Annotated in this window: 23 protein-coding genes and 3 pseudogenes; 11 read left to right on the plus strand and 15 right to left on the minus strand. The window is 58.1% G+C overall.

The genetic code is table 11. From position 1 onward, the window contains the following. Window positions 1-202: 202 nt before the first annotated feature. Window positions 203-1597 carry a Si-specific NAD(P)(+) transhydrogenase gene (sthA, locus tag AABM54_RS09770; RefSeq protein WP_347905127.1) on the plus strand — a complete coding sequence of 465 codons (1395 nt, stop codon included), beginning with the start codon at window positions 203-205 and terminating at the stop codon, window positions 1595-1597. Window positions 1598-1639: 42 nt separating this feature from the next. Here sthA and AABM54_RS09775 read toward each other — a convergent pair whose 3' ends face one another. Both AABM54_RS09775 and AABM54_RS09780 read right to left on the minus strand, forming a co-directional pair. After that, window positions 1640-2362, minus strand: a complete 723-nt coding sequence (locus AABM54_RS09775) for a glycerophosphodiester phosphodiesterase (RefSeq protein WP_347905128.1) — start codon at window positions 2360-2362, stop codon at window positions 1640-1642. Window positions 2363-2375: 13 nt separating this feature from the next. Further along, window positions 2376-2957, minus strand: a complete 582-nt coding sequence (locus AABM54_RS09780) for a PilZ domain-containing protein (RefSeq protein ID WP_347905129.1) — start codon at window positions 2955-2957, stop codon at window positions 2376-2378. Between the two features lie 94 nt (window positions 2958-3051). Here AABM54_RS09780 and AABM54_RS09785 point away from each other — a divergent pair. The 3 genes and pseudogenes from AABM54_RS09785 to AABM54_RS09795 all read left to right on the plus strand — a co-directional run bounded on the left by AABM54_RS09785 (window position 3052) and on the right by AABM54_RS09795 (window position 6302). Then, a pseudogene (locus AABM54_RS09785) lies at window positions 3052-4303 on the plus strand (lipoprotein-releasing ABC transporter permease subunit). A gap of 7 nt (window positions 4304-4310) precedes the next feature. Further along, a complete protein-coding gene (gene lolD, locus AABM54_RS09790) occupies window positions 4311-4994 on the plus strand; it encodes a lipoprotein-releasing ABC transporter ATP-binding protein LolD (protein ID WP_347905130.1) in 684 nt (227 codons plus the stop codon). 63 nt (window positions 4995-5057) lie between these two features. Beyond that, window positions 5058-6302 (plus strand): lipoprotein-releasing ABC transporter permease subunit, encoded by a 1245-nt coding sequence (locus tag AABM54_RS09795; protein WP_347905131.1) that lies wholly within the window; start codon window positions 5058-5060, stop codon window positions 6300-6302. Between the two features lie 96 nt (window positions 6303-6398). On the opposite strand, the gene AABM54_RS09800 is transcribed toward AABM54_RS09795, so the two are convergent. From AABM54_RS09800 to AABM54_RS09810, 3 genes are all read right to left on the minus strand, one after another. Continuing rightward, window positions 6399-6845 (minus strand): hypothetical protein, encoded by a 447-nt coding sequence (locus AABM54_RS09800; protein ID WP_347905132.1) that lies wholly within the window; start codon window positions 6843-6845, stop codon window positions 6399-6401. 209 nt (window positions 6846-7054) lie between these two features. Further along, complete coding sequence (locus AABM54_RS09805) at window positions 7055-8416, minus strand: heavy metal sensor histidine kinase (RefSeq protein ID WP_347905133.1); 1362 nt, start codon at window positions 8414-8416, stop codon at window positions 7055-7057. Then, on the minus strand, window positions 8416-9096 hold the full coding sequence (locus tag AABM54_RS09810; protein WP_347905134.1) for a heavy metal response regulator transcription factor: 681 nt from the start codon (window positions 9094-9096) through the stop codon (window positions 8416-8418). The genes AABM54_RS09805 and AABM54_RS09810 overlap by 1 nt, the downstream gene beginning before the upstream one ends. 155 nt (window positions 9097-9251) lie before the next feature. Here AABM54_RS09810 and AABM54_RS09815 point away from each other — a divergent pair, with 155 nt between their 5' ends. Together AABM54_RS09815 and queF are read left to right on the plus strand one after the other, a co-directional pair. Further along, entirely contained in the window at window positions 9252-9806 is a 555-nt protein-coding gene (locus AABM54_RS09815; protein WP_347905136.1) for a cupredoxin family protein, read from the plus strand. A 61-nt stretch (window positions 9807-9867) separates the two neighbouring features. Continuing rightward, complete coding sequence (gene queF / locus AABM54_RS09820; RefSeq protein ID WP_347905137.1) at window positions 9868-10698, plus strand: NADPH-dependent 7-cyano-7-deazaguanine reductase QueF; 831 nt, start codon at window positions 9868-9870, stop codon at window positions 10696-10698. A gap of 76 nt (window positions 10699-10774) precedes the next feature. Here queF and AABM54_RS09825 read toward each other — a convergent pair whose 3' ends face one another. Continuing rightward, entirely contained in the window at window positions 10775-11038 is a 264-nt protein-coding gene (locus tag AABM54_RS09825) for a DUF4404 family protein (RefSeq protein WP_347905138.1), read from the minus strand. A 109-nt stretch (window positions 11039-11147) separates the two neighbouring features. After that, window positions 11148-11768: an HAD family phosphatase gene (locus AABM54_RS09830; RefSeq protein WP_347905139.1), complete on the minus strand. Its 621-nt coding sequence runs from the start codon at window positions 11766-11768 to the stop codon at window positions 11148-11150. A 191-nt stretch (window positions 11769-11959) separates the two neighbouring features. Here AABM54_RS09830 and AABM54_RS09835 point away from each other — a divergent pair, with 191 nt between their 5' ends. Continuing rightward, on the plus strand, window positions 11960-12649 hold the full coding sequence (locus tag AABM54_RS09835; RefSeq protein ID WP_347905140.1) for a VacJ family lipoprotein: 690 nt from the start codon (window positions 11960-11962) through the stop codon (window positions 12647-12649). A 60-nt stretch (window positions 12650-12709) separates the two neighbouring features. Here AABM54_RS09835 and AABM54_RS09840 read toward each other — a convergent pair whose 3' ends face one another. Continuing rightward, window positions 12710-13009 carry a PilZ domain-containing protein gene (locus AABM54_RS09840; RefSeq protein WP_347905141.1) on the minus strand — a complete coding sequence of 100 codons (300 nt, stop codon included), beginning with the start codon at window positions 13007-13009 and terminating at the stop codon, window positions 12710-12712. A gap of 276 nt (window positions 13010-13285) precedes the next feature. On the opposite strand from AABM54_RS09840, the gene rssB reads away from it, so the two are divergent. Next, window positions 13286-14467 carry a two-component system response regulator RssB gene (gene rssB / locus AABM54_RS09845; protein ID WP_347905142.1) on the plus strand — a complete coding sequence of 394 codons (1182 nt, stop codon included), beginning with the start codon at window positions 13286-13288 and terminating at the stop codon, window positions 14465-14467. Beyond that, complete coding sequence (gene rssC / locus AABM54_RS09850) at window positions 14467-14949, plus strand: anti-sigma factor antagonist RssC (protein WP_347905144.1); 483 nt, start codon at window positions 14467-14469, stop codon at window positions 14947-14949. Before rssB ends, rssC begins: the two co-directional genes overlap by 1 nt. Before the next feature lie 126 nt (window positions 14950-15075). Here the strand turns inward: rssC and tal are convergent, their stop codons facing one another. Together tal and dusA are read right to left on the minus strand one after the other, a co-directional pair. Beyond that, window positions 15076-16002 carry a transaldolase gene (gene tal / locus AABM54_RS09855; RefSeq protein WP_347905146.1) on the minus strand — a complete coding sequence of 309 codons (927 nt, stop codon included), beginning with the start codon at window positions 16000-16002 and terminating at the stop codon, window positions 15076-15078. Between the two features lie 177 nt (window positions 16003-16179). After that, the gene (gene dusA, locus AABM54_RS09860) at window positions 16180-17181 is read right to left on the minus strand and encodes a tRNA dihydrouridine(20/20a) synthase DusA (RefSeq protein ID WP_347905152.1); all 1002 of its coding nucleotides are present in this window, start codon (window positions 17179-17181) and stop codon (window positions 16180-16182) included. Window positions 17182-17314: 133 nt separating this feature from the next. Here dusA and AABM54_RS09865 point away from each other — a divergent pair, with 133 nt between their 5' ends. Next, a complete protein-coding gene (locus tag AABM54_RS09865; RefSeq protein ID WP_347905155.1) occupies window positions 17315-17662 on the plus strand; it encodes a hypothetical protein in 348 nt (115 codons plus the stop codon). 58 nt (window positions 17663-17720) lie between these two features. Here the strand turns inward: AABM54_RS09865 and AABM54_RS09870 are convergent, their stop codons facing one another. Further along, window positions 17721-17897, minus strand: coding sequence for a DUF3606 domain-containing protein (locus AABM54_RS09870; RefSeq protein ID WP_347905157.1), 177 nt, complete (start codon window positions 17895-17897; stop codon window positions 17721-17723). Between the two features lie 304 nt (window positions 17898-18201). On the opposite strand from AABM54_RS09870, the pseudogene AABM54_RS09875 reads away from it, so the two are divergent. Continuing rightward, window positions 18202-18996 (plus strand): annotated as a pseudogene (locus AABM54_RS09875) (DNA adenine methylase). A 72-nt stretch (window positions 18997-19068) separates the two neighbouring features. On the opposite strand, the gene AABM54_RS09880 reads toward AABM54_RS09875, so the two are convergent. The 4 genes and pseudogenes from AABM54_RS09880 to AABM54_RS09895 form a co-directional block, all read right to left on the minus strand. Then, entirely contained in the window at window positions 19069-19437 is a 369-nt protein-coding gene (locus AABM54_RS09880) for a hypothetical protein (protein ID WP_347905159.1), read from the minus strand. Continuing rightward, window positions 19422-20204, minus strand: a pseudogene (locus AABM54_RS09885) (hypothetical protein). The gene AABM54_RS09880 and the pseudogene AABM54_RS09885 overlap by 16 nt, the downstream one beginning before the upstream one ends. A gap of 10 nt (window positions 20205-20214) precedes the next feature. Continuing rightward, the gene (locus AABM54_RS09890) at window positions 20215-20760 is read right to left on the minus strand and encodes a PAAR domain-containing protein (RefSeq protein ID WP_347905160.1); all 546 of its coding nucleotides are present in this window, start codon (window positions 20758-20760) and stop codon (window positions 20215-20217) included. 202 nt (window positions 20761-20962) lie between these two features. Beyond that, window positions 20963-21331, minus strand: a complete 369-nt coding sequence (locus tag AABM54_RS09895; RefSeq protein ID WP_347905162.1) for a helix-turn-helix transcriptional regulator — start codon at window positions 21329-21331, stop codon at window positions 20963-20965. Between the last annotated feature and the right edge of the window lie 24 nt (window positions 21332-21355).

Genomic DNA, 21355 nt, shown 5'->3' on the forward strand with positions numbered 1-21355 from the left:
CATTGGCAAAGATTGCTGGCGCTGTAGTGCAGGCAAAACTAGCCTACGACGCGACCAAGGGTTAATGTGCGCGGCGTTGACGCTTCTATAGACTGTTCCTGGGTTTTCGACTGACCCCAAAATTGTTCCTTCATGCCGCAAGGCCGGCATGATTTAGCCGCAGGTGCCAACGGGGTGCCGTGGCCTGTTCTGAGGAGTACGCATGGCTGTCTACAACTACGACGTGGTGGTATTGGGTTCCGGCCCGGCGGGAGAAGGCGCGGCAATGAACGCCGCCAAAGCAGGGCGCAAGGTGGCGATGGTCGATAGTCGTCGTCAGGTCGGCGGCAACTGCACCCACCTGGGCACCATCCCGTCCAAGGCCTTGCGTCACTCGGTCCGGCAGATCATGCAGTTCAACACCAACCCGATGTTCCGGGCCATTGGTGAACCGCGCTGGTTCTCGTTCCCGGACGTGCTGAAAAGCGCAGAAAAAGTCATTTCCAAACAAGTCGCCTCGCGTACCGGCTATTACGCCCGTAACCGCGTTGACGTGTTCTTCGGCACCGGCAGCTTTGCAGACGAGCAAACCGTCGAAGTGGTCTGCGCCAACGGCGTGGTCGAAAAACTGGTGGCCAAGCACATCATCATCGCCACCGGCTCGCGTCCGTATCGCCCGGCCGACATCGATTTCCACCACCCGCGTATCTACGATAGCGACACCATCCTCAGCCTCGGCCACACCCCGCGCAAACTGATCGTTTACGGCGCTGGCGTGATCGGTTGCGAGTACGCCTCGATCTTCAGTGGCCTGGGTGTGCTGGTGGAACTGGTGGACAACCGTGGTCAGTTGCTGAGTTTCCTCGACTCGGAAATCTCCCAGGCGCTGAGTTATCACTTCAGCAACAACAACATCACTGTGCGCCACAACGAAGATTACGATCGGGTGGAAGGCGTGGACAACGGCGTGATCCTGCACCTCAAGTCCGGCAAGAAGATCAAGGCCGATGCCTTGCTCTGGTGCAACGGCCGTACCGGTAACACCGACGCTCTGGGTCTGGAAAACATCGGCGTGAAGGTCAACAGCCGTGGCCAGATCGAAGTCGACGAGAACTACCGCACCTGCGTACCGAACATCTACGGTGCCGGTGACGTGATTGGCTGGCCGAGCCTGGCGAGTGCCGCCCACGACCAGGGCCGTTCGGCTGCTGGCAGCATCGTCGATAATGGCAGTTGGCGCTTCGTCAATGACGTACCGACCGGGATCTACACCATTCCGGAGATCAGTTCGATCGGCAAGAACGAACAAGAGCTGACCCAGGCCAAAGTGCCGTATGAAGTCGGCAAGGCGTTCTTCAAGAGCATGGCGCGGGCGCAGATTGCCGGCGAGCCGCAAGGCATGCTGAAGATCCTGTTTCACCGCGAAACGCTGGCGGTCCTGGGCGTGCATTGCTTCGGCTATCAAGCCTCGGAAATCGTTCACATTGGCCAGGCCATCATGAACCAGCCGGGTGAGCTGAACACGTTGAAGTACTTCGTCAACACCACGTTCAACTACCCGACCATGGCCGAAGCCTATCGGGTCGCGGCCTACGACGGCCTCAACCGGCTTTTTTGAGCGGCTCCGGCCGGTGGCCTGAGCCGGCCGGGGAGACCGATTTCAGCAATTCTCGAGGGTGGCAGTGGCCAAACCGGGAAAGTCTGTAATCAGGCTGTCAACGCCGAAATCAGCGAGCCTGCGCATCAGCGCGGGCTCGTTGACTGTCCACACCGACACATGCAGCCCTTGACGCTGCGCCTTCTGCAGGCGTTCCGGCGTACACAGGGTCCAGTTCAGCGCCAGAATCCCACAGCCATAACTTTGCGCGACTTTCAACGGGTCGAGCCAGGCGTATTCGGCGACCAGTCCGCGAGACACGTCCGGCACCAGGTCCAGCGCGGCTTTCAGGACCTCCCTCGAGCTTGAGGTGATGGTGATCTTGTCCATTACACCGAAGCGTTGGGCCATTTCCCGGATTGCCAGCACGGTTGTCGCTGCCCGCATCCGTGAGGCGCTCTTGACCTCAAGCTGCCAGTGATCGAAATCGCACTTCTCGAACAATTCTTCCAGGCGCGGAATCGGGCAGGGCGTGATCCAGCCCGGGCCACCCTTGCGGGCGTCGTAGGTGGCGAGGTCCACCGCTGAATGTTCGACTACCTTGCCGCGACGTTCGGTGGTGCGCTTGAGTGTCGGGTCATGGATGACCATCAGCTCGCCGTCCATGGACAGGTGCAGGTCCAGTTCACAGCGACGCACCCCATGCTTGAGGCATTGCTGGAAACTGGTCAGGGTGTTTTCCGGTGCTTCGCCTTTGGCGCCGCGATGGCCGTAGATGAGGGTCACGGTTCTTCCTTAATTAATTGCCTGATTCGTTTTGCTCGCGGGCCAGGCGTCGTTCTTGTGCCTGTTTCTGCAAGATGTAGCGGGCCAGCAATTGCCGTTGGGCGTCGGCCATGTATTCGAACTCGGTGCCGACGTCGTAGCCGTCACCCTTGCGGTCGCAATGGGTCACGCGAGCCCGCAACAGCAGGCCGAGAGCCTGCGGCATCAGCACCAGTTTGATCGACAGGTGAGCGCCGGCAGCGATGGGGGCCGGATGCTGGAAGTCGATCCCGCCCTCGGACAGAATCACCGGTTGCGGCTCACCGATCTGGCCGAGCACGGTCAGGGCGACGACCTGACTGAGCAGGTCGATGCGTTTGTTGAGTACTTTCAGGTAGGCGGCCGTGTTTCGGTCGCGTTCACTGATCTGGCGCAGCAAGTGCTGCGATTCGAATTCGCTCAGGTGCAGTTCGCTGAGCAGATTGAACAGCGGCGAAGCATCCTGTAACACATCCTGGCCTGCGGCTTCGGGGGCGGACAGGGGCCTAATTTCCAGTGCGATCGTGTCCTCGATACGGTAGTATTCGCGGCGATCTTCTTCATCTAATGTCGACATGGCGAACCCATGGTAGCGGCGGTGGTCTGAGTGTAAAGCTGGTTATCGACCCCCGCCACAAGGACGTTCCTTTTCCCTCCGAACAAGCCCCGACATGTTCAGACCTCTCTTCGTATTTATCGGCACGCGTTATACCCGTGCAAAGCGTCGCAATCATTTTGTGTCATTCATTTCCCTGACCTCGATGATCGGGCTCGCCCTTGGCGTGGTCGTGATGATCGTGGTGCTGTCGGTCATGAATGGCTTCGATCATGAGATGCGCACCCGCGTGCTGGGCATGGTGCCCCACGCGACCATCGAATCCGGTGAAGCCATCAGCGACTGGCAAAGCCTAGCCGCCAAGGTCAAGCAGAACCCGCAGGTGGTGGCCGTTGCGCCATTCACCCAGATGCAGGGGCTGTTGACCAACAACGGCCAGGTGCAGAAGGTCCTGCTCAATGCCATCGACCCGGCCCAGGAGCGGCAGGTCTCGATCATCGACAACTTCATGAAGCAGGGCAAACTGGACGACTTGTCGCCCGGCAGCTTCGGCATCGTGATCGGTGACAAGGCCGCGACCAAGCTCGGCGTGGGGATCGGCGACAAGCTGACCTTCGTGGCCCCGGAAGTCACCGTGACGCCGGCCGGCATGTTCCCGCGCATGAAGCGCTTCACCGTGGTCGGCATTTTCCATGTCGGCGCGGGTGAACTGGACGGCTACCTGGGCGTCACCAACCTGCAGGATCTGGCGAAACTGCACCGCTGGAAGCCGGATCAGGTTCAAGGGCCTGCGGCTCAAGTTCGATGACCTGTTCCAGGCACCGCGCACTGCGTGGAACATCGCCCAGCAACTCGGCGAAGACCACTACTACGCCCGCGACTGGACCCGCACCCACGGCAACCTGTATCAGGCGATCCGCATGGAAAAAGCCATGATCGGCCTGCTGTTGCTGCTGATCGTCGCCGTTGCTGCGTTCAACATCATTTCCACGCTGGTGATGGTGGTGAACGACAAGAAGGGCGACATCGCGATCTTGCGCACCCTTGGCGCTACGCCGGGGACCATCATGGCGATCTTCATGGTCCAGGGCACGGTGATTGGTGTCGTGGGCACGGCGATTGGCGCGGTGGTCGGGATGTTCGCCGCGCTGAATGTCAGTGCTGCGATTTCCGGTCTCGAAGGCCTGATCGGGCACAAATTCCTTAACGCCGACGTGTACTTCATCGACTACCTGCCCTCGCAATTGCAGGCCCAGGATGTGTTGATGGTCTGCGGCGCCGCGTTGGTCCTGAGTTTCCTCGCCACCCTGTATCCAGCCTGGCGTGCCGCGCGCACCCAGCCTGCGGAGGCGCTACGTTATGAGTGAGTTGGGCATGAGTAATAAAGCAATCCTGAGTTGCCGTGACCTGGGAAAATCCTACGAGGAAGGCCCGGAGTCGGTGGAAGTGTTGGCCGGTCTGCAACTCGAGTTGCATCCGGGTGAGCGGGTGGCGATTGTCGGCACTTCAGGTTCGGGCAAAAGTACCTTGCTCAACCTGCTGGGTGGTCTCGACACGCCAACCAAGGGCAGCGTCTGGCTGGCCGGTGAACAACTGTCGGCACTCAACGAAAAGGCCCGTGGCCAGTTGCGCAACCGTTCGCTGGGTTTTGTGTACCAGTTCCACCATTTGCTGCCTGAGTTCACTGCGCTGGAAAACGTCTGCATGCCGCTGCTGATTGGTCGCACCGCGATCCCGGAAGCCCGTCAGCGCGCCACCGCATTGCTGGAGCGAGTCGGTCTGGGCCATCGCCTGGAACACAAGCCGGCCGAGCTGTCCGGTGGCGAACGTCAGCGTGTGGCTATCGCCCGCGCTCTGGTCAACAAGCCAGGGCTGGTGATGCTCGACGAGCCGACCGGCAACCTCGACTCCCACACCGCCCAGGGCATTCAGGACTTGATGCTGGAACTCAGCACCTCGATGCGCACCGCGTTCCTGGTGGTGACCCACGACATGAACCTGGCCCGCCAGATGGACCGCGTCCTGCATCTGCAGGAAGGTTGCCTCACGCCTATCTGACGGCTTGAAACCCGATGCCTGAAAAGGCGTCGGGTCTTTTATTTTTATACGGTGCCCCAGCGAATGTTCAGACCGTTATCGATCTTTATCGGCATGCGCTATACCCGCGCCAAGCGCCGCAATCGCTTTGTTTCCTTTATCTCGATGACCTCGATGATCGGCCTCGCCCTGGGCGTGCTGGCGATGATCGTGGTGTTGTCGGTGATGAACGGGTTTCAGCGCGAAATGAGCTCGCGCATCCTTGGTATGGTGCCTCACGCGACCATCGTTGGCGTCAAGCCGATTGACGATTGGCAGCCCGTGGTGGCAGCGGCCATGAAAAATCCTGAAGTGACGGCGGCCGTGCCGTTCACCGAAATGGAAGGCATGCTCTCCTACAAGGGGCTGATGCAACCGATCCAGATCAGCGGCGTTGATCCGGCGCAGGAAGGCAAAGTCTCAATCGTCGCCCAGCACATCGTGCAGGGGCGCCTGGACGACCTGAAACCGGGTGAGTTCGGCGTGGTGATCGGCGAGATCACGGCGCGACGCTTCCGCTTGAATGTGGGCGACAAACTCACCCTCATCGTGCCGGAAGTCAGCACCGCGCCGGGCGGTATTACGCCGCGGATGCAGCGCTTGAACGTGGTCGCTGTGTTCAAGGTCGGTGCTGAGCTTGATGGCTCCATGGCCCTGATTCACGTCGGCGACGCGGCGGAGATGCAGCACTGGGAGCCGAACCAGGTGCAAAGCGTGCGTCTGGCAGTGAAGGACCTTTACGCCGCGCCAAAGGTGTCGAACGACATCGCCACCGGCCTCGGTGCCGACTTCAAGGCCGACGACTGGACCCATACCCAGGGCAGTCTGTTCAGCGCGATGAAGATGGAGAAAACCATGATCGGCCTGTTGCTGCTGATGATCGTGGCAGTGGCCGCGTTCAACATCATCGCGACCCTGATCATGGTGGTGAACGACAAGGGCGCGGACATCGCGATCCTGCGCACTATCGGCGCCTCGCCTCGGGAGATCATGGCGATCTTCATGGTCCAGGGCACGGTGATCGGCATCGTCGGCACGCTGATCGGCGGCATCCTTGGCGTGATTGCGGCGCTCAACGTGAGTGAGCTGGTGGGGTGGCTGGAGCGCGTCAGCGGGCAACATATCTTCAGTTCCGACGTGTACTTCGTCAGCAACTTGCCGTCCGAACTGCAAAGCGGTGACGTGCTGTTGATCTGTTCGGCAGGGTTTGTCCTGAGTTTCCTGGCCACTGTTTACCCGGCCTGGCGTGCCGCGAAGATAGAGCCGGCGCACGCGTTGCGCTACTCCTGACAGACGCCCGTACTTGGCGATATGAAAAAGGACTTGTTGAAAACAAGTCCTTTTTTTTGAGTGCCAGAAAGTAATGAAGGGGTGTTTGATCGTGGGTTACTGGCTGTAAAAAACATCGATGGCTGCAGTGCCGCTGAATGACAGCTTTTCGAGGTTGCTGGCAATAAATGCGCAGGTGGCTTTAAAGCGCTTTCTTTTCCGATCCCAGGTCAGTGTGAGTTGGCCGCTTGCTGCAGAGAACGCCATCCACTCTTTTCCCGGCGGAGCCTCTCTGTGGCGCTCTTGATAGACGAAAGCTTTGACCGTTGGCCCGGGGATCTGGTGTGTGCCGCTTTCGATGTTGGGAATAAGGCTGATGTAGAACTGTCGGGAATGGGGGGGCTGCGTGTTGTGTTGAGTGGCGGTCAGCAGCAGCTCTTTGCCGACATTCAAAAAGAGGCGCGGTCGGTCATCGGCGAATGTGCCGCGTGCACCAAGATGGGCGGTGAACACATCATCATCCACGGCAAATACCGCAGGGTTAAGCAGAACATTATCATCCATGATAATTACCCATTTAGTGTGTGAAGGAGTTTTGGACGTTATCAGGGATCGGGCGAGGGTGGTTTTATTTCAAGAGGGAAAGTTGTAATGGTATATTTAAAATTAGTTGATGGGCTATGTGTAAGTTACGATGTTTATCAATGTTGCAGGCAATCTGTTCTTATGTATATTGATGTTGTCGGTTTCTGTTCTTTCGGTAAGTAAGAGGTTTACGCTGTTATCGGCAGCTCGATCACAAATCGTGTCCACGTCGGGCCCGACTCGCAGCGAATTTGCCCGCCATGGGCGCGGATGATCGACTGGGTAATGGCGAGGCCCAGCCCGGCATGTTCGCTGCTGCCTTCGCGGCGTGCCGGATCGGCCCGGTAGAATCGGTCGAACAAGCGCGGTAGCAACGCCTGATCAATCCCTTCGCCGGTGTTTTCTATCGCCAGGCTCACACGACTTTCCTGATCGACAATCTGCACGCGGACTTCGCCATCAGGCGGGGTAAATCGAAGGGCGTTATCCAGCAGGTTGGAGAGGGCGCGGCGCAACATGCTGCGGTCGCCGCTGAGGCGGGCGCTGCCTTCCCGAGCCAGTTTGACCTGAACGTCTTCAGCCAGTGGGGCGAAAAACTCCAGCAGCAGATCCGCCTCGTCCGCCAGGTTCAAAGGTTCGCGTTTAGGGGCCAGTAATCCATGGTCGGCCTTGGCCAGATAGAGCATGTCGTTCACCAACTGCGCCATCCATTGCAGTTCCTCCAGGTTGCTGTGCAGTGCCTCGCGGTAGTCTTCCAGGTCTCGTGGGCGGGTGAGGGTGACTTGGGTGTGGGTCAGCAGGTTCGACAGCGGGGTGCGCAGTTCGTGGGCGATGTCGGCGGAAAAAGCTGAAAGCCGTTGAAACGAATCGTCCAGGCGTCCGAGCATAGCGTTGAAGGTGTGGGCCAGTTCAGTGAGCTCGGCGGGCATTTGATCTTCAGGCAAGCGCTGCGTCAGGGAGTTGGCAGACACCCCGGCGGCGACCTCGCTCATGCGCCGCAGCGGCCGCAAACCGCTGCGCGCCGCCCACGCCCCGAGTAGCGCGGTGGCCAATGCCGACAAGCCGACCGTCAACCAGATCAAATGCTGCATGCGCTGTAAAAAGTGCTGATGGTGAGTGATGTCGAGCATCAGCACCAACTGCGTGGAATCGCTTTTTGCGGGCTCAAGCCTGGCGCTGTAAACCCGATACGCGATGCCTGCGCTCTGCACGCTGTAGAGGCCGGGCAGGGTGGGCAAGTCGGCGGGCAGGTTCGCAGCACTGTCGAACCAGATACGACCGTCGGCGCCGCGTACCCGCAATGCCAAATCCGTTTGATGATTCATTTCATCCTGCAACCGCGCTTTGCGTTCAGCGAATAACTGCGGGTTGTCGGCCCCGGCCAATGCGCTGCGCAGTGCGATCAGCTTGCTCTCGAGCAATTGCTGGTCGAGCTCGATGAAGTGCGCTTCGCTGGCGCGACTGAACAGCACCCCGGCGAACAAAGAAACCACCGCCGTGCAGGCGGCGAACAGCAACGCCAGACGGCTGCCCAGGGACATTCGGCGCATCAGGCGGCACGCTCTTCGAGCACGTAACCCATGCCGCGCACGGTGTGAATCAGCTTGTTCGGGAAGTCATCGTCGATCTTCAGCCGCAAACGGCGGATCGCCACTTCAATGACATTGGTGTCGCTGTCGAAATTCATGTCCCAGACTTGCGATGCGATCAGCGATTTGGGCAACACTTCGCCTTGGCGGCGCAGGAGCATTTCCAGCAACGCAAACTCCTTGGCGGTCAGGTCGATGCGCTGGCCGCCACGCTCGACCCGGCGGCGGATCAGGTCCAGGCGCAAATCGGCCAGTTGCAGGCTGGTCTCCTGCGGTGTCGCACTGCCGCGCCGTAACAGGCTGCGCACGCGGGCGAGGAGTTCGGAGAAGGCGAAAGGTTTGACCAGGTAATCGTCGGCGCCCAGTTCCAGGCCGTGGACCCGGTCTTCAACGGCATCGCGGGCCGTGAGAAACAGCACCGGGATATCCAGGCCGGCGCCACGCACGGCTTGCAGGATCTGCCAGCCGTCACGGCCGGGGAGCATGACGTCGAGAATCAACAGCGCATAATCACCCGTCAGCGCCAGATGCTGGCCGGTGCTGCCGTCGGCCACCAACTCGGCATTGAAGCCGGCCTCGGTCAGGCCCTGGCGCAAATAGTGGCCGGTTTTCGGTTGGTCTTCGACGATCAGCAGTTTCATGGGCAACTCGAGGTGAGTGGAACAGATGCGTTATACCGTGGCGGGTGGCCATGCGGCTCAACCTTACAAAGTTGTAATCTGGCCGTCAGCTCGTTGGCAGCGGCGCGACACTAGAGTTTCCCACAGGCTGAACCTCATCTTGTTGGAGTGTGATCATGTTTTTGCGTAATCGACTGGTACTTGCAGGTTGTTTGTTGGCGCTGAACTTTCCCGTGTGGGCGTCCCCTGCGCAGACCTACGCTTTCGGTCAACCCGCGCCGGCGGCCAAGGCGACGCGCACGGTCGAGATTGTGATGGGCGATATGTCGTTCACGCCCAAGGCACTGGAGATCAAGGCTGGCGAGACCGTGCGTTTTGTCCTGATCAATAAAGGCCAGTTGCTGCATGAGTTCAACCTGGGTGACGCGAAAATGCACGCCGAACACCAGCAAGAGATGCTCAAGATGCAAGAGAGCGGCATGCTGACGCCGACCGGCATGAGAACCGCCGCAGCGCCGATGGATCATGCGGCGATGGGCCACGGCTCGATGGCGGGCATGGACCACGGCGCCAGCATGAAGCACGATGACCCGAACAGCGTATTGGTGGAGCCGGGTAAAACCGCCGAACTGACCTGGACCTTCAAGCAGGCCAGCAACCTGGAGTTTGCCTGCAACATCCCGGGTCACTATCAGGCGGGGATGGTCGGCAAATTGACTGTCAGTCAGTAAGCACTCAAAGGCTGGGACAAAGGCTGATAGAATCCGCTGATTCTTCAGTCAGGTTTCCGCCATGCATCCCGCAGCCGAACATTCGCCGCTGGGCAAATCCAGCGAATACATCGCCACGTACACGCCTTCCTTGCTGTTCCCGATTCCGCGCACCGCGAAATGGGCCGAATTGGGCCTGACGGCCGACACGCTGCCCTATACGGGCGTGGACTTCTGGAACTGCTTCGAACTGTCCTGGTTGCTGCCGTCGGGCAAGCCAGTGGTGGCTATCGGTGAGTTCAGCATTCCGGCAGATTCGCCGAATATCATCGAATCGAAGTCGTTCAAGCTGTACCTGAACTCGCTGAACCAGACGCCGTTTGCCGACACCCAGACCCTGGAAGCCACACTGGTGAAAGACCTGTCGGCCGCTGCGGGCAAACCGGTGGGCGTGCGTATTCGCAGTTTGAGCGAGGTGCAGGCCGAAGGTGTGGTGGCGTTGCCCGGCGTGTGTATTGATGACCTGGACATCAGCGTCAGCAACTACGAGCATCCGCGCCCGGAACTGCTGCGTTGCGACGACTCGCGAATCGTTGAAGAAAGCGTGCACAGTCATTTGCTCAAATCCAACTGCCCGGTCACCAGCCAGCCGGATTGGGGCAGTGTCGCGGTCGAGTACCGTGGCGCGGCGCTGGATCATGCCAGCCTGCTGGCGTATCTGGTGAGCTTCCGTCAGCACTCCGATTTCCATGAGCAGTGCGTAGAGCGGATCTTCCTCGACCTGCAACGTTTGCTGAAACCGGAAAAACTGACGGTGTATGCGCGTTACGTGCGCCGTGGCGGGCTGGACATCAACCCGTATCGCAGCACCGAAACGGTGCAACTGCCGAACCACCGGTTGGTGCGCCAGTAAATCTCTAATGTGGGATCGTATTTCAGGCTGAAAAAACGAAAAAGCCCCGCTAGCAGGGCTTTTTTGCATTTTGGGGTCAGATCCCGATGTTGCCCAGGGTCTGAACAATGTTGCGCAATGTGCCGGCCAGGGCCGGGTGTTCCACTTCAAAGCGCTCTACGGCCAGGTTCACACCGTCGGCGAGGCTGGTGTTCTGGGTCGCGGTTTCCAGTTTGATTTGCGCGTCGATCTTTTGCATCAGTTCTTGCAGGTGATCACGTTCTTCCTGCGAGAGCGGTGGGTTCTGCTCCAGTTGCTCGCGCAGGGTGTTGAGCTGTTCTTGCAGTTCGCGGGCAGGCATGGCGTTCTTCCTTTTATCAAGAGGCACTGGCATAGACCGCAGCGGTGCACCAAAGGTCTACGACTGGTCTTTAGATTAATCCACTCTCGGGCACTGTGCATGATCTCGATCAGGGCTTTTCGCCCTTGCGCCGTCGCAGGTCGATATCGGCCAGGCACGTCGTCAATTCGCCCAGGTGATCGATCACTGAGTGCACGCCAAGGCTGAACAGTTGCAGGGTTGCCTTGCCGCGTTTGTGTTCCCGTTCTTGTTGGCTCAGGGCCAGCCACTCGGCGGGGGGCAGCCCACACAGTGAGCCGCAAGACGCCAGGCCAATGGTCCAGAGCCCGGCGTTGAGGCCCGATTGCAGCAGTCGCGGTTCGCCGCTGACCAGCACGCAACCGTCCAGGCGATTGACCTTCAGTGCCATCAACGCCTGCCAGCAAGCATGGGGTGAGGGCCAGTGCTCGGTGCCAAGTGAGGTGGGCGCGGCGGTGATCCAGCCTGGCAATGACGCCGCCAGCGCCTGGCTTTGCGCGTGGGGCAACTCGTCCAGCCAGGCGCAGGGAATGTCCTGATGCCGTAACTGATGGAGGGCCTCAAGAGCGCCCGGTGTGAGGTGGGCGTGTTCAGCGGATTCGTGACTGTTGTGGCGGGTGCGAGCGCCGAAATCCACCAGGCAGCCACTCAGGCCGAAGAGCACGGCGGTCGGTGCGGGCATAGTGTCGTGTAGCGCTTGGGCCTGGGGCATTTCAACGTCCCTGAAATAGTCCAAGAGACTAGGGCTTGCTGATGACAGTTGAGTGAACCGCTTCGTTTGCGGCTGATTTGTCGTAGGGCGTTTCCGGGGATGCTGCCTAAAATTGCTTATCCGTCTTATACTAGCGGTCTAATCGCCCGGGCCCCGAAGCCCGTGCCAGTACAACCCAAGGAGTTTGTGCAATGCGCTGGAGCAATCGTCTAGCTCGACTAAGTCTGTGTGCCAGCGTACTGCTGGTTCCGTTTGCAGCTCAGGCGGCTTCGGAAGAAGACCCTTGGGAAAGCGTCAACCGCCCGATCTACAAGTTCAACGACGTGCTGGACACCTACGCCTTGAAACCCATCGCGCAGGGCTATCAGTTCATTACGCCGACGTTTCTTTCGGATGGCATTCACAACATGTTCCGCAACATCGGTGATGTCGGCAACCTGGCCAACGACATTCTGCAGGCCAAGCCTCGTGCGGCTGGCGTAGACACTGCGCGTCTGTTGATGAACACCACCCTCGGCGTGGCAGGCTTCTTTGATGTAGGCACCAAAATGGGCCTGCACCGCAACGACGAAGACTTTGGCCAGACCCTGGGTTACTGGGGCATGCCGAGTGGTCCTTACGTGATGCTGCCATTCTTCGGCCCGAGCACCGTGCGTGACGCGCCGTCCAAGTACATCGACAGCTATGCCGAACCCTACCGTTACATGAACGACATCCCGGCGCGCAACATGGCCATCGGCATGGACGTGATCGACACCCGTGCCAGCCTGTTGTCGAGCGAGAAGCTGATCACCGGCGACAAATACACCTTCATTCGCAATGCTTACCTGCAAAACCGCGAATTCAAGGTCAAGGACGGCAAGGTCGAAGACGATTTTTAAACCGTTACCGGCATGACAAGAAGGCGGCCCATGGGCCGCCTTCTTTGTTTCTGATTGTCTTCAATTCATCTTCAGGATTGTAAGCCCAAGTTTCTGGTCGCCACCGTTCTGCTGATGGATCCACACCACTTCGGTCTCGGCTTCCAGCCCCTTGAGGGCGGCATGCTCGGAGTCGATGCGGACACTGAGGCGGTCGCCAACCTGGAAGGCGCGGGTGGCCCGGACCTGCATGCCGCTGCTGGAAAGGTCGATGCAGACAGCTGGAATCAAATCGCCGGCGTGGATCAACGTGACGTCCGCATCAACCCGCATGCGGATGTAATCGCGCTTTTCACTGTAGTCACGATCGGTTTGGCTCATGGGCTCGATCCTTCCATTGTGTTGCGGTTTTGCCTGTTCTTATAACTCCCGGTGATTTGCGATGTAAAGACGTCAGGCGACCATCGGCGTGAGCTTGAAACGCCCCGCGGATGGGAGTACCGTCTGCGCCTTAGAAGGGCACCTCTGATGAACTTGTGTGTAGGGCAAATGCTCGAAAGCAGTGCAACAGAGAGGCTAGAAAGCGAATCCAGTAGTGTGCGCCGGGCCAAACGCCCAGCCAGCTACGCCAACCTAATTCTGGCGCCGTTTGCCCACATGCAAAAAACCAGTGCCACGCTGCTGATAATCGATGACGACGAAGTAGTGCGCGCGAGCCTCGCGGCCTATTTGGAAGACAGTGGCTTCAGCGTCCTGCAGGCCAGCAATGGCCAACAGGGTCTTCAGGTATTCGAGCAAAACCAGCCCGACTTGGTGATCTGCGATCTGCGCATGCCGCAGATGGGCGGGCTCGAACTTATTCGCCAGGTGACCGACCTTTCGCCACAAACACCGGTGATCGTGGTGTCGGGTGCGGGCGTGATGAACGACGCGGTCGAGGCCTTGCGCCTGGGCGCGGCGGACTACCTGATCAAGCCTCTTGAAGACCTGGCCGTGCTGGAGCACTCGGTGCGCCGGGCTCTGGACCGCGCACGCCTGCTGCTGGAAAACCAGCGTTACCGCGAGAAGCTCGAAACCGCCAACCGCGAACTCGAAGCCAGCCTGAACCTGCTCCAGGAAGACCAAAACGCCGGTCGCCAGGTGCAGATGAACATGCTGCCGGTCAGCCCATGGACCATCGACGAGTTCCAGTTTGCGCACCAAATCATCCCGTCGTTGTACCTGTCGGGTGATTTTGTGGACTATTTTCGGGTCGATGAGCGTCGGGTAGCCTTTTACCTGGCTGACGTTTCGGGACATGGTGCGTCCTCGGCCTTCGTCACGGTATTGTTGAAGTTCATGACCACGCGCTTGCTATTCGAGTCCAAGCGCAACGGCACCTTGCCGGAATTCAAGCCTTCAGAAGTCCTTGGTCATATCAACCGGGGCCTTATCAGCTGTAAGCTGGGCAAACACGTCACGATGGTCGGTGGAGTCATCGACGAGGAGACAGGTTTGTTGACCTATAGCATCGGCGGTCACCTGCCGTTGCCTGTGTTGTACACGCCAGACAGTGTGCGTTACCTGGAAGGGCGCGGTTTACCGGTAGGCTTGTTCAATGAAGCCACCTACGAAGACCACGTACTGGAGTTGCCGCCGGTGTTCAGCCTGACGCTGATGTCCGATGGCATTCTGGACCTTTTGCCAGAACCCACACTCAAAGAAAAAGAAGCTGCCTTGCCTGAACGGGTCAAGTCGGCGGGCGGCAGCCTGGATGGTCTGCGGCAGGTTTTTGGATTGGCCACGCTAGGGGAGATGCCGGATGATATCGCCCTGTTGGTGTTGAGCAGGAATCTTTAATGAGTACCGGTAGAATCCAGTTCGCCGAACAGGACGGCACCTTCGTTCTGAAATTCGTCGGTGAAGTTCGCCTGACCCTGTGTTCGGCATTGGATGCGACTATAGACAAGATCTTCAGCGCGCTGAACTTCAACGCGATCGTGATCGATCTGACCGAAACCCGCAGCATCGACAGCACCACCCTTGGCCTGCTGGCCAAGCTGTCGATCCTGTCGCGGCAAAAGGTCGGCCTGCTGCCGACCGTCGTCACCACCCACGAAGACATCACCCGTCTGTTGGAGTCCATGGGCTTTGAGCAGGTGTTCAACATCGTTGATCGCCCGGTTCCGTGCCCGGAATGCCTGACCGACCTGCCAGATCAGGATCAGTCCGAAGAAGTGGTGCGGATCAAAGTGCTCGAAGCGCACAAGATCCTCATGGGCCTGAACGACTCCAATCGCGAAGCGTTCCACGACTTGGTCAACGCCCTGGAGCGTCACTGATCCGACGATGGGCCCAGATCTACCACCCGTTGCTCTGGCGCGAAGCTCATTCAATTCCCGCCACCAACCGCATAAAAAAGGGCGAACCCATTTGGGTTCGCCCTTTTTGCATCACGCAGAATCAAATCACAACTTGGCTTGCAACAACGCTTCCAGCTTCTCCTGGTCGCGAGCGAACTGGCGAATACCTTCGGCCAGTTTCTCGGTGGCCATGGCGTCCTCGTTCGAGGCCCAGCGGAACTGCGCTTCGTTCAGGCTCTGACGCGCTTCGCCGGTATGGCCTGGCGCCAGTTTGCGTTCCAGCGTACCGGTGTCGGCCGCCAGTTTCTCGATCAGGTCCGGGCTGATGGTCAGGCGATCACAACCGGCCAGTTGTTCGATCTGATTGAGATTACGGAAGCTCGCACCCATGACCACGGTTTTGTAGTCATTGGCTTTGTAATAGTTGTAGATGCGCGTCACCGACTGCACACCCGGATCATCGGAACCGGTGTAGTCGTTGCCGTTGGCCTTCTTGTACCAGTCGTAGATGCGGCCCACGAACGGCGAAATCAGGAACACCCCGGCCTCGGCACAGGCCACGGCCTGGGCGAAAGAGAACAGCAGGGTCAGGTTGGTCTGGATGCCTTCGCGTTCCAGTTGCTCGGCGGCGCGGATGCCTTCCCAAGTGGAAGCGATCTTGATCAGCACGCGTTCGCGGCCAATGCCGGCCTTGTCGTACAGCTCAATCAGACGATGCGCACGTTTCAACATCGCATCGGTGTTAAACGACAGGCGCGCATCCACTTCGGTGGAGATGCGTCCCGGAATCACTTTCAGAATTTCCTGACCCACCGCGACGCCAAAACGGTCGCTGGCCAGGCCGACATCACCCTTGCAGTCACGGACACTGGCGTTCAGCAACTCGGCATAAGCAGGAATGGCTGCAGCTTTGAGCAGCAGGGAAGGGTTGGTGGTGGCATCCACCGGTTTAACGCGAGCGATTGCCTCGAAGTCGCCGGTATCGGCCACGACGGTGGTGAATTGTTTGAGTTGTTCCAGCTTGGAAGTCATGAGCGTGCTCTATCCTGTGGGTCTGTTGACATTACCCGAGCGCTGACAGCCACTCAAGGGCGCAAATGCGTAACAACAGCCGGGGCGGCAACAACCAGAGAACAGTCGTTTGAAAGGCCCGGCGCTATCCGCTAAATACGATGCCAAAACACCCCGCAGGTTCAACGCAACTGACGGTTAACGACCTTCCAGCAACTCCGCCGCCTGATCCAGCAACGCCAAGGGTTCCTTGGCCTTGTGAATATCCACCGACAACAACTGCCGGAACTTGCGCGCCCCCGGAAAACCGGTGCCCAAGCCCAGCACATGCCGAGTGATATGGTGCATCGAGCCGCCAGCGTCCAAGTGCGCAGCGATGTAAGGCCGCAACTGCGCCAACGCCTCAGCCCGCGAAATTACCGGCGCCGTGCTGCCGAACAATTGCTGATCCACCTCCGCCATCACATAAGGGTTGTGATACGCCTCACGCCCCAGCATCACACCGTCAAAGGTCTGTAAATGCTCGCGGCAAGCCTCCAGCGTCTTGATCCCGCCGTTGAGAATAATCTCCAGCTCCGGAAAATCGGTCTTCAACTGCGCCGCCACGTCATAGCGCAGCGGCGGAATGTCCCGATTCTCCTTCGGCGACAACCCTTCCAGAATCGCAATCCGCGCATGCACCGTAAAGCTGGTGCACCCTGCATCCCGAACCGTGCCGACGAAATCACACAGTTCCGCGTAACTGTCCCGCCCATTGATGCCGATACGATGCTTCACCGTCACCGGAATCGACACCGCATCACGCATCGCCTTCACACAATCGGCCACCAACACCGGATGCGCCATCAGGCACGCGCCAATCATATTGTTCTGTACCCGATCACTCGGACAGCCCACGTTGAGGTTCACCTCGTCGTAACCGTGTTCCTGCGCCATACGCGCGCACGCGGCCAAATCGGCCGGAACACTGCCGCCCAACTGCAACGCCAACGGATGCTCGGCGTCGTTATGGCGCAGGAAGCGCTCGTGATCGCCGTTGAGCAGCGCGCCGGTGGTAACCATTTCGGTGTAGAGCAGCGCGTGCTTGGAGAGCAGGCGCAGGAAGAAACGGCAATGACGGTCAGTCCAGTCCATCATCGGCGCAACGCTGAAGCGGCGGGACAGGGCTTGGGCTGTGGTGGGTACGGTCGATTGGGGCATTGGGTATCTAAATCAGAAGAAAGCGAGGCGGGGGGAGAGTTTATCAGGGATGAGAGGGCGAGGGTGTGAGGCTTATGTCCCGCTGAGGGCAGATTCGGAAGTCGTGCTCAGCAGAGCATTAAATGAATTGTTTTTGGCCCCTGATGTGCAACGGCGTGATGATCAGGATGGATGTGTGGTGCTGGAGTGTCCTCGGCAAGCCAACGACAAAACCCGTTACCGAGGACTGGCCGATGCCCAACACACTCAAGCGCGCTTGCGTGATCGTCTGGCCACTGCTGATCTGCGGTTATCAGTCCTACTCGACACCACAGGTCCTGCCCTTGGCGGTGCAGTGCCTGCCACCCCACCACCGGAGGCGTGGTTCATGGCGCCACACATGCCCGACTTGACCCAGCGCATGCCCAACGAATTACCGGCGGGACTGATCGCCCTGGCAGTGTGCCAAAGCTACGTTCGGGAAGTGGTGAAATCGAGGTGATGATTGCCGTGGTCGGAAGAGTGCCCCGAACTGACTGCGTCGGGGCTGGAATGACGACTTACTTTTTCAGGTGTTTCTTGACGTCGTCAGCATACACGCCAACCGCTTTTACAGCGGTCTTTAGCTCCGTCTCTGTGACGCCAAACTTTTTGGACCAGTCGCGCAGTTCATGCGATTGATTGACGTTGATCTTGTCGCGATCTGCTTTACCAGTCTTGTTCAGATTGTCAGTCATTTCCCTGCTCCTCATTGTCAGAGTGCCTCTGACAGGTTTGGCTAACTCAGCCAGAACCATCCAGCTAAGCAGAGACCGAAGAACTGTCCAGCATTTTGGGGGAGGGTTGTTAGATACCTTGTTACAGATCATTTCTAGATGATCGCAGCACAGTAAAGGGGGCGGCCGGTCTGGGTGCATCAACACCCAGTCCGACCGCCGAACCCGTAGAACAGACCTGCAAGTCCAGCCAAAGCCCCCGCTCTGCGCACAAAGCGCGGCGAGTCAAGCTTCTGTCATAACACACAGTAAAGGCTTGCTCTTCATGTCCACCCCCATCATCCCTTGGATGGGCGGCAAACGCCGTCTGGCCGACCGCCTCATCTCTCTCTTCCCACCCCACGAATGCTATGTCGAAGTCTTTGCTGGCGGTGCCGCGCTCTACTTTATGCGGCCCCAGGCAGCGCCGGTCGAAGTCCTCAACGACATCAACGGCGATCTGGTGACGCTGTACCGCGTCGTGCAGAACCACCTCGAAGAGTTCGTGCGCCAGTTCAAATGGGCGCTCAGCTCGCGGCAGGTCTTCGAGTGGCAGAAGATGACCCGCCCCGAAACCCTCACCGACATCCAGCGTGCCGCCTGATTCTTCTACCTGCAGCACCATGCCTTCGCCGGCAAGGTCACCGGGCAGACATTCGGCACCGCCACCACCGGCCCGGCCATCAACCTGCTGCGGATCGAGGAAAACCTCTCGGCCGCCTGGCAGCGCTTGTCCGGCACCTACGTCGAAAATCTCCCCTGGCTTGACTGCGCCGAACGCTACGACCGTGCCCACACCTTCCACTACATGGACCCGCCTTACTGGCAGACCGCCGGCTATGGGGTCGACTTTCCGTTTGAGAACTACGAACGCATGGCCGACTTTATGCGGCGCTGCAAAGGCAAGGTGATGGTCAGTATCAACGACCATCCAGATATCCGGCGGGTGTTCGAGGGCTTCCACTTTGAGACGCTGGATATCCGTTACAGTACCGCCAATCAGCGGCAGGGGAAGCCCCAAGTGAGCGGTGAGCTGGTGATCATGAACTGGGAGCCAGCGGAGCTAGGCGGACTGTTCTAGCACGGTACGTAGATCATTGCGCCAGTCCTTTTCCGTCCGCTCACTCCTGCATATCAGTCTGTTCTGCGACCTCTATTTCTTGAGGTTGTAGAACTCCATGATTTCTTTCCAGATGTAGCCGTAGCTGTATCGCAGCCAAGCGACTTTCAGTTTGTCGAATGTACGGCGAAACGAACTTCTCTCTCTGGCTTTGAGTTCCTCTTCAATGGCACCCAGCAACCAATCGTTCTTGAAGCCTTCCCAGACGGGGGGAGTAGGCACTTCAAGATTGCCGAAGCAGACGGGTGCCACTTCCGTATAAAGTATGTCCTCGACAGTCTTTAAGTCGTAGCCCCGGATTCGCTCTGCGATAGACGCGTAGTCGATTTCGTTGTCTACGAAAGTCTCAGCTAACGCTATCTGGATATTTGCTTTCTCTTCAGGAGTTAGAATATGTCCCAATGTGAAAGCTCCTCTAGTTCGTCATCAAAGGTGTCAACAGTCATTCCACCTACGACGCCACCGGTAACGCTGCCTATCAGTACAACGGCTATGGCGCATGCGGGAGCAGCCGGGCCGCAGATAGTGGAAACGCCTAACCCTGCAAGAAGTCCCCCAGCAGCTCCCCCGCCTATGATCGTCGCTTGGCGAGTCGTCTCCTTGAGTTTGTTTTCAGCGTTAAGTATTTCGTAACCTGCTAGTGCTGCCGTCATAATTACACCTACTTTCCCCATTAGGGTCATTAGTTTTGTGCCGGCTGTAAACTTTGCGTTGTCCTTTCCAGAGCGCTCCAATGCTGTGTAAAGTACTTTTGTTCGTTCTGTTTTTGAGAGTTTGTCGTAGTTTTTCTTGAATTGAGTTTGAGATTTTTCGTCGAGAATTTCTATGTAGGTTCTGCCTGTTTTTTTTCTTTTTTGCACAACGGCTAGACCTTGTGCTGACGTAAATGTTCGATGCTCGTACAAGATCTTGTTACGCATTTCGTTGGTAAACTTTGTAGCGTCTTCTAAGCCTATTTTTCCTGCCTTCACATCCTCAAACACTTGCGCCGACATTCGTTGAATATTTTTTTGATAATTTGCACGGACTCGTTCATCGGATATAGCGTCAACTGAAAATCGAATTGCAGCACCTTCCATGGCCGCAATCGCCATTTCAAGGGGAGATCGGGATAGCGTATGTTCACGTTAAATAATGTAGCTTCCGGTTACCAGGTTCGGTTCCATTATGAGAAAGTCCTTATCCCAAGATATGCTTCAGTATTCCATCAATGCTTGAACTAGTGCAGGTGTCCTCAGTGTGTGCGAACTCCAGCTTCTGGCAAGACTGCCCCGACAAATTAGAAAACTTGATCGTATTGTTTGAGTCGAAGACACCAGTTGCTGAAGTCCCATCGTCAAAATGGGCTGTGCAGGGGAATCCTTCATAGCTCTCAGATGCGGGAATCCGAAAGCCGATCCAGCTTGCATGCGTACCCATGAAAGAGGGGGCAGTGAATGGAGCGGGCGTATGGGAGTCACCAATAATCACAGTGCCTGAGCCGCCGATCACGATGTTGCTGTGAGTACCACCGCTGTCAATGGTCGCTGCGTTTTTGCCGTTTATGAACACTGTCGCGGCAAGACCAGACACCAAAGCACTGCCGCAGCTGCAGGTGTCACCTTGGCGAGCAGCTGGCAGCCCATCGAAAAATACGTTAGGGGAACCCACGGCAATTGGGTTAGTGCCATGCCCAGGAATAGGGCAGTTGGTTGGGTCGGATTGACGCGCGGCTGGCTTCGCCATGGTTGACTTCCTGTCAAGAACACTCAGTAGAGTGTCCGACTGTACCAGATTAGTGCGCTATCGCAGCCCGTCAGCAGGCCAGCTTTGCTTGGTGGCAAATTTATCATCCGGCATAGATGGATTTCAGATTGTAGATTGTCCATCGTTAGGGTTCCTGGCAGCCACCGAGAGTCTCGGTTCGGTTACTGACCTGAACTCCCAGCTACTCGATCAGATCGTAGTCCTTACGTTTCTTGGGATCTGTAGTACCACCGCGGCAATTATGGCCTCGCATAGGATTCAGCCTGGGCAGAAATACCAGACCCTCAGCTTCGAGCGCGAATGACAGGGCCTGCATGGTGACTGAACGCAATGTTCGGTTTCCGGCTTCAAGGTCTCTAATAGCCCCAACTGAAACACCAGAGCGGAAGGATAGTGCTTCTACTGACCAGTCGAGCATGGTCCGAGCGGCGGCGCAGTGGCTCCGCGAAAAGGCCAGCGGAATGTCATCGATGGAGAAATCAGAGCCCCATTCGATTCCCGCTTGCTTCAGCGCTCTGATCTGCTGCAGGTCGATAATTTTCCCCGGCATTGCACAATCTCCTGATTACTGTTT

This window comes from Pseudomonas purpurea (assembly GCF_039908635.1).
GTDB lineage: Bacteria > Pseudomonadota > Gammaproteobacteria > Pseudomonadales > Pseudomonadaceae > Aquipseudomonas > Aquipseudomonas purpurea.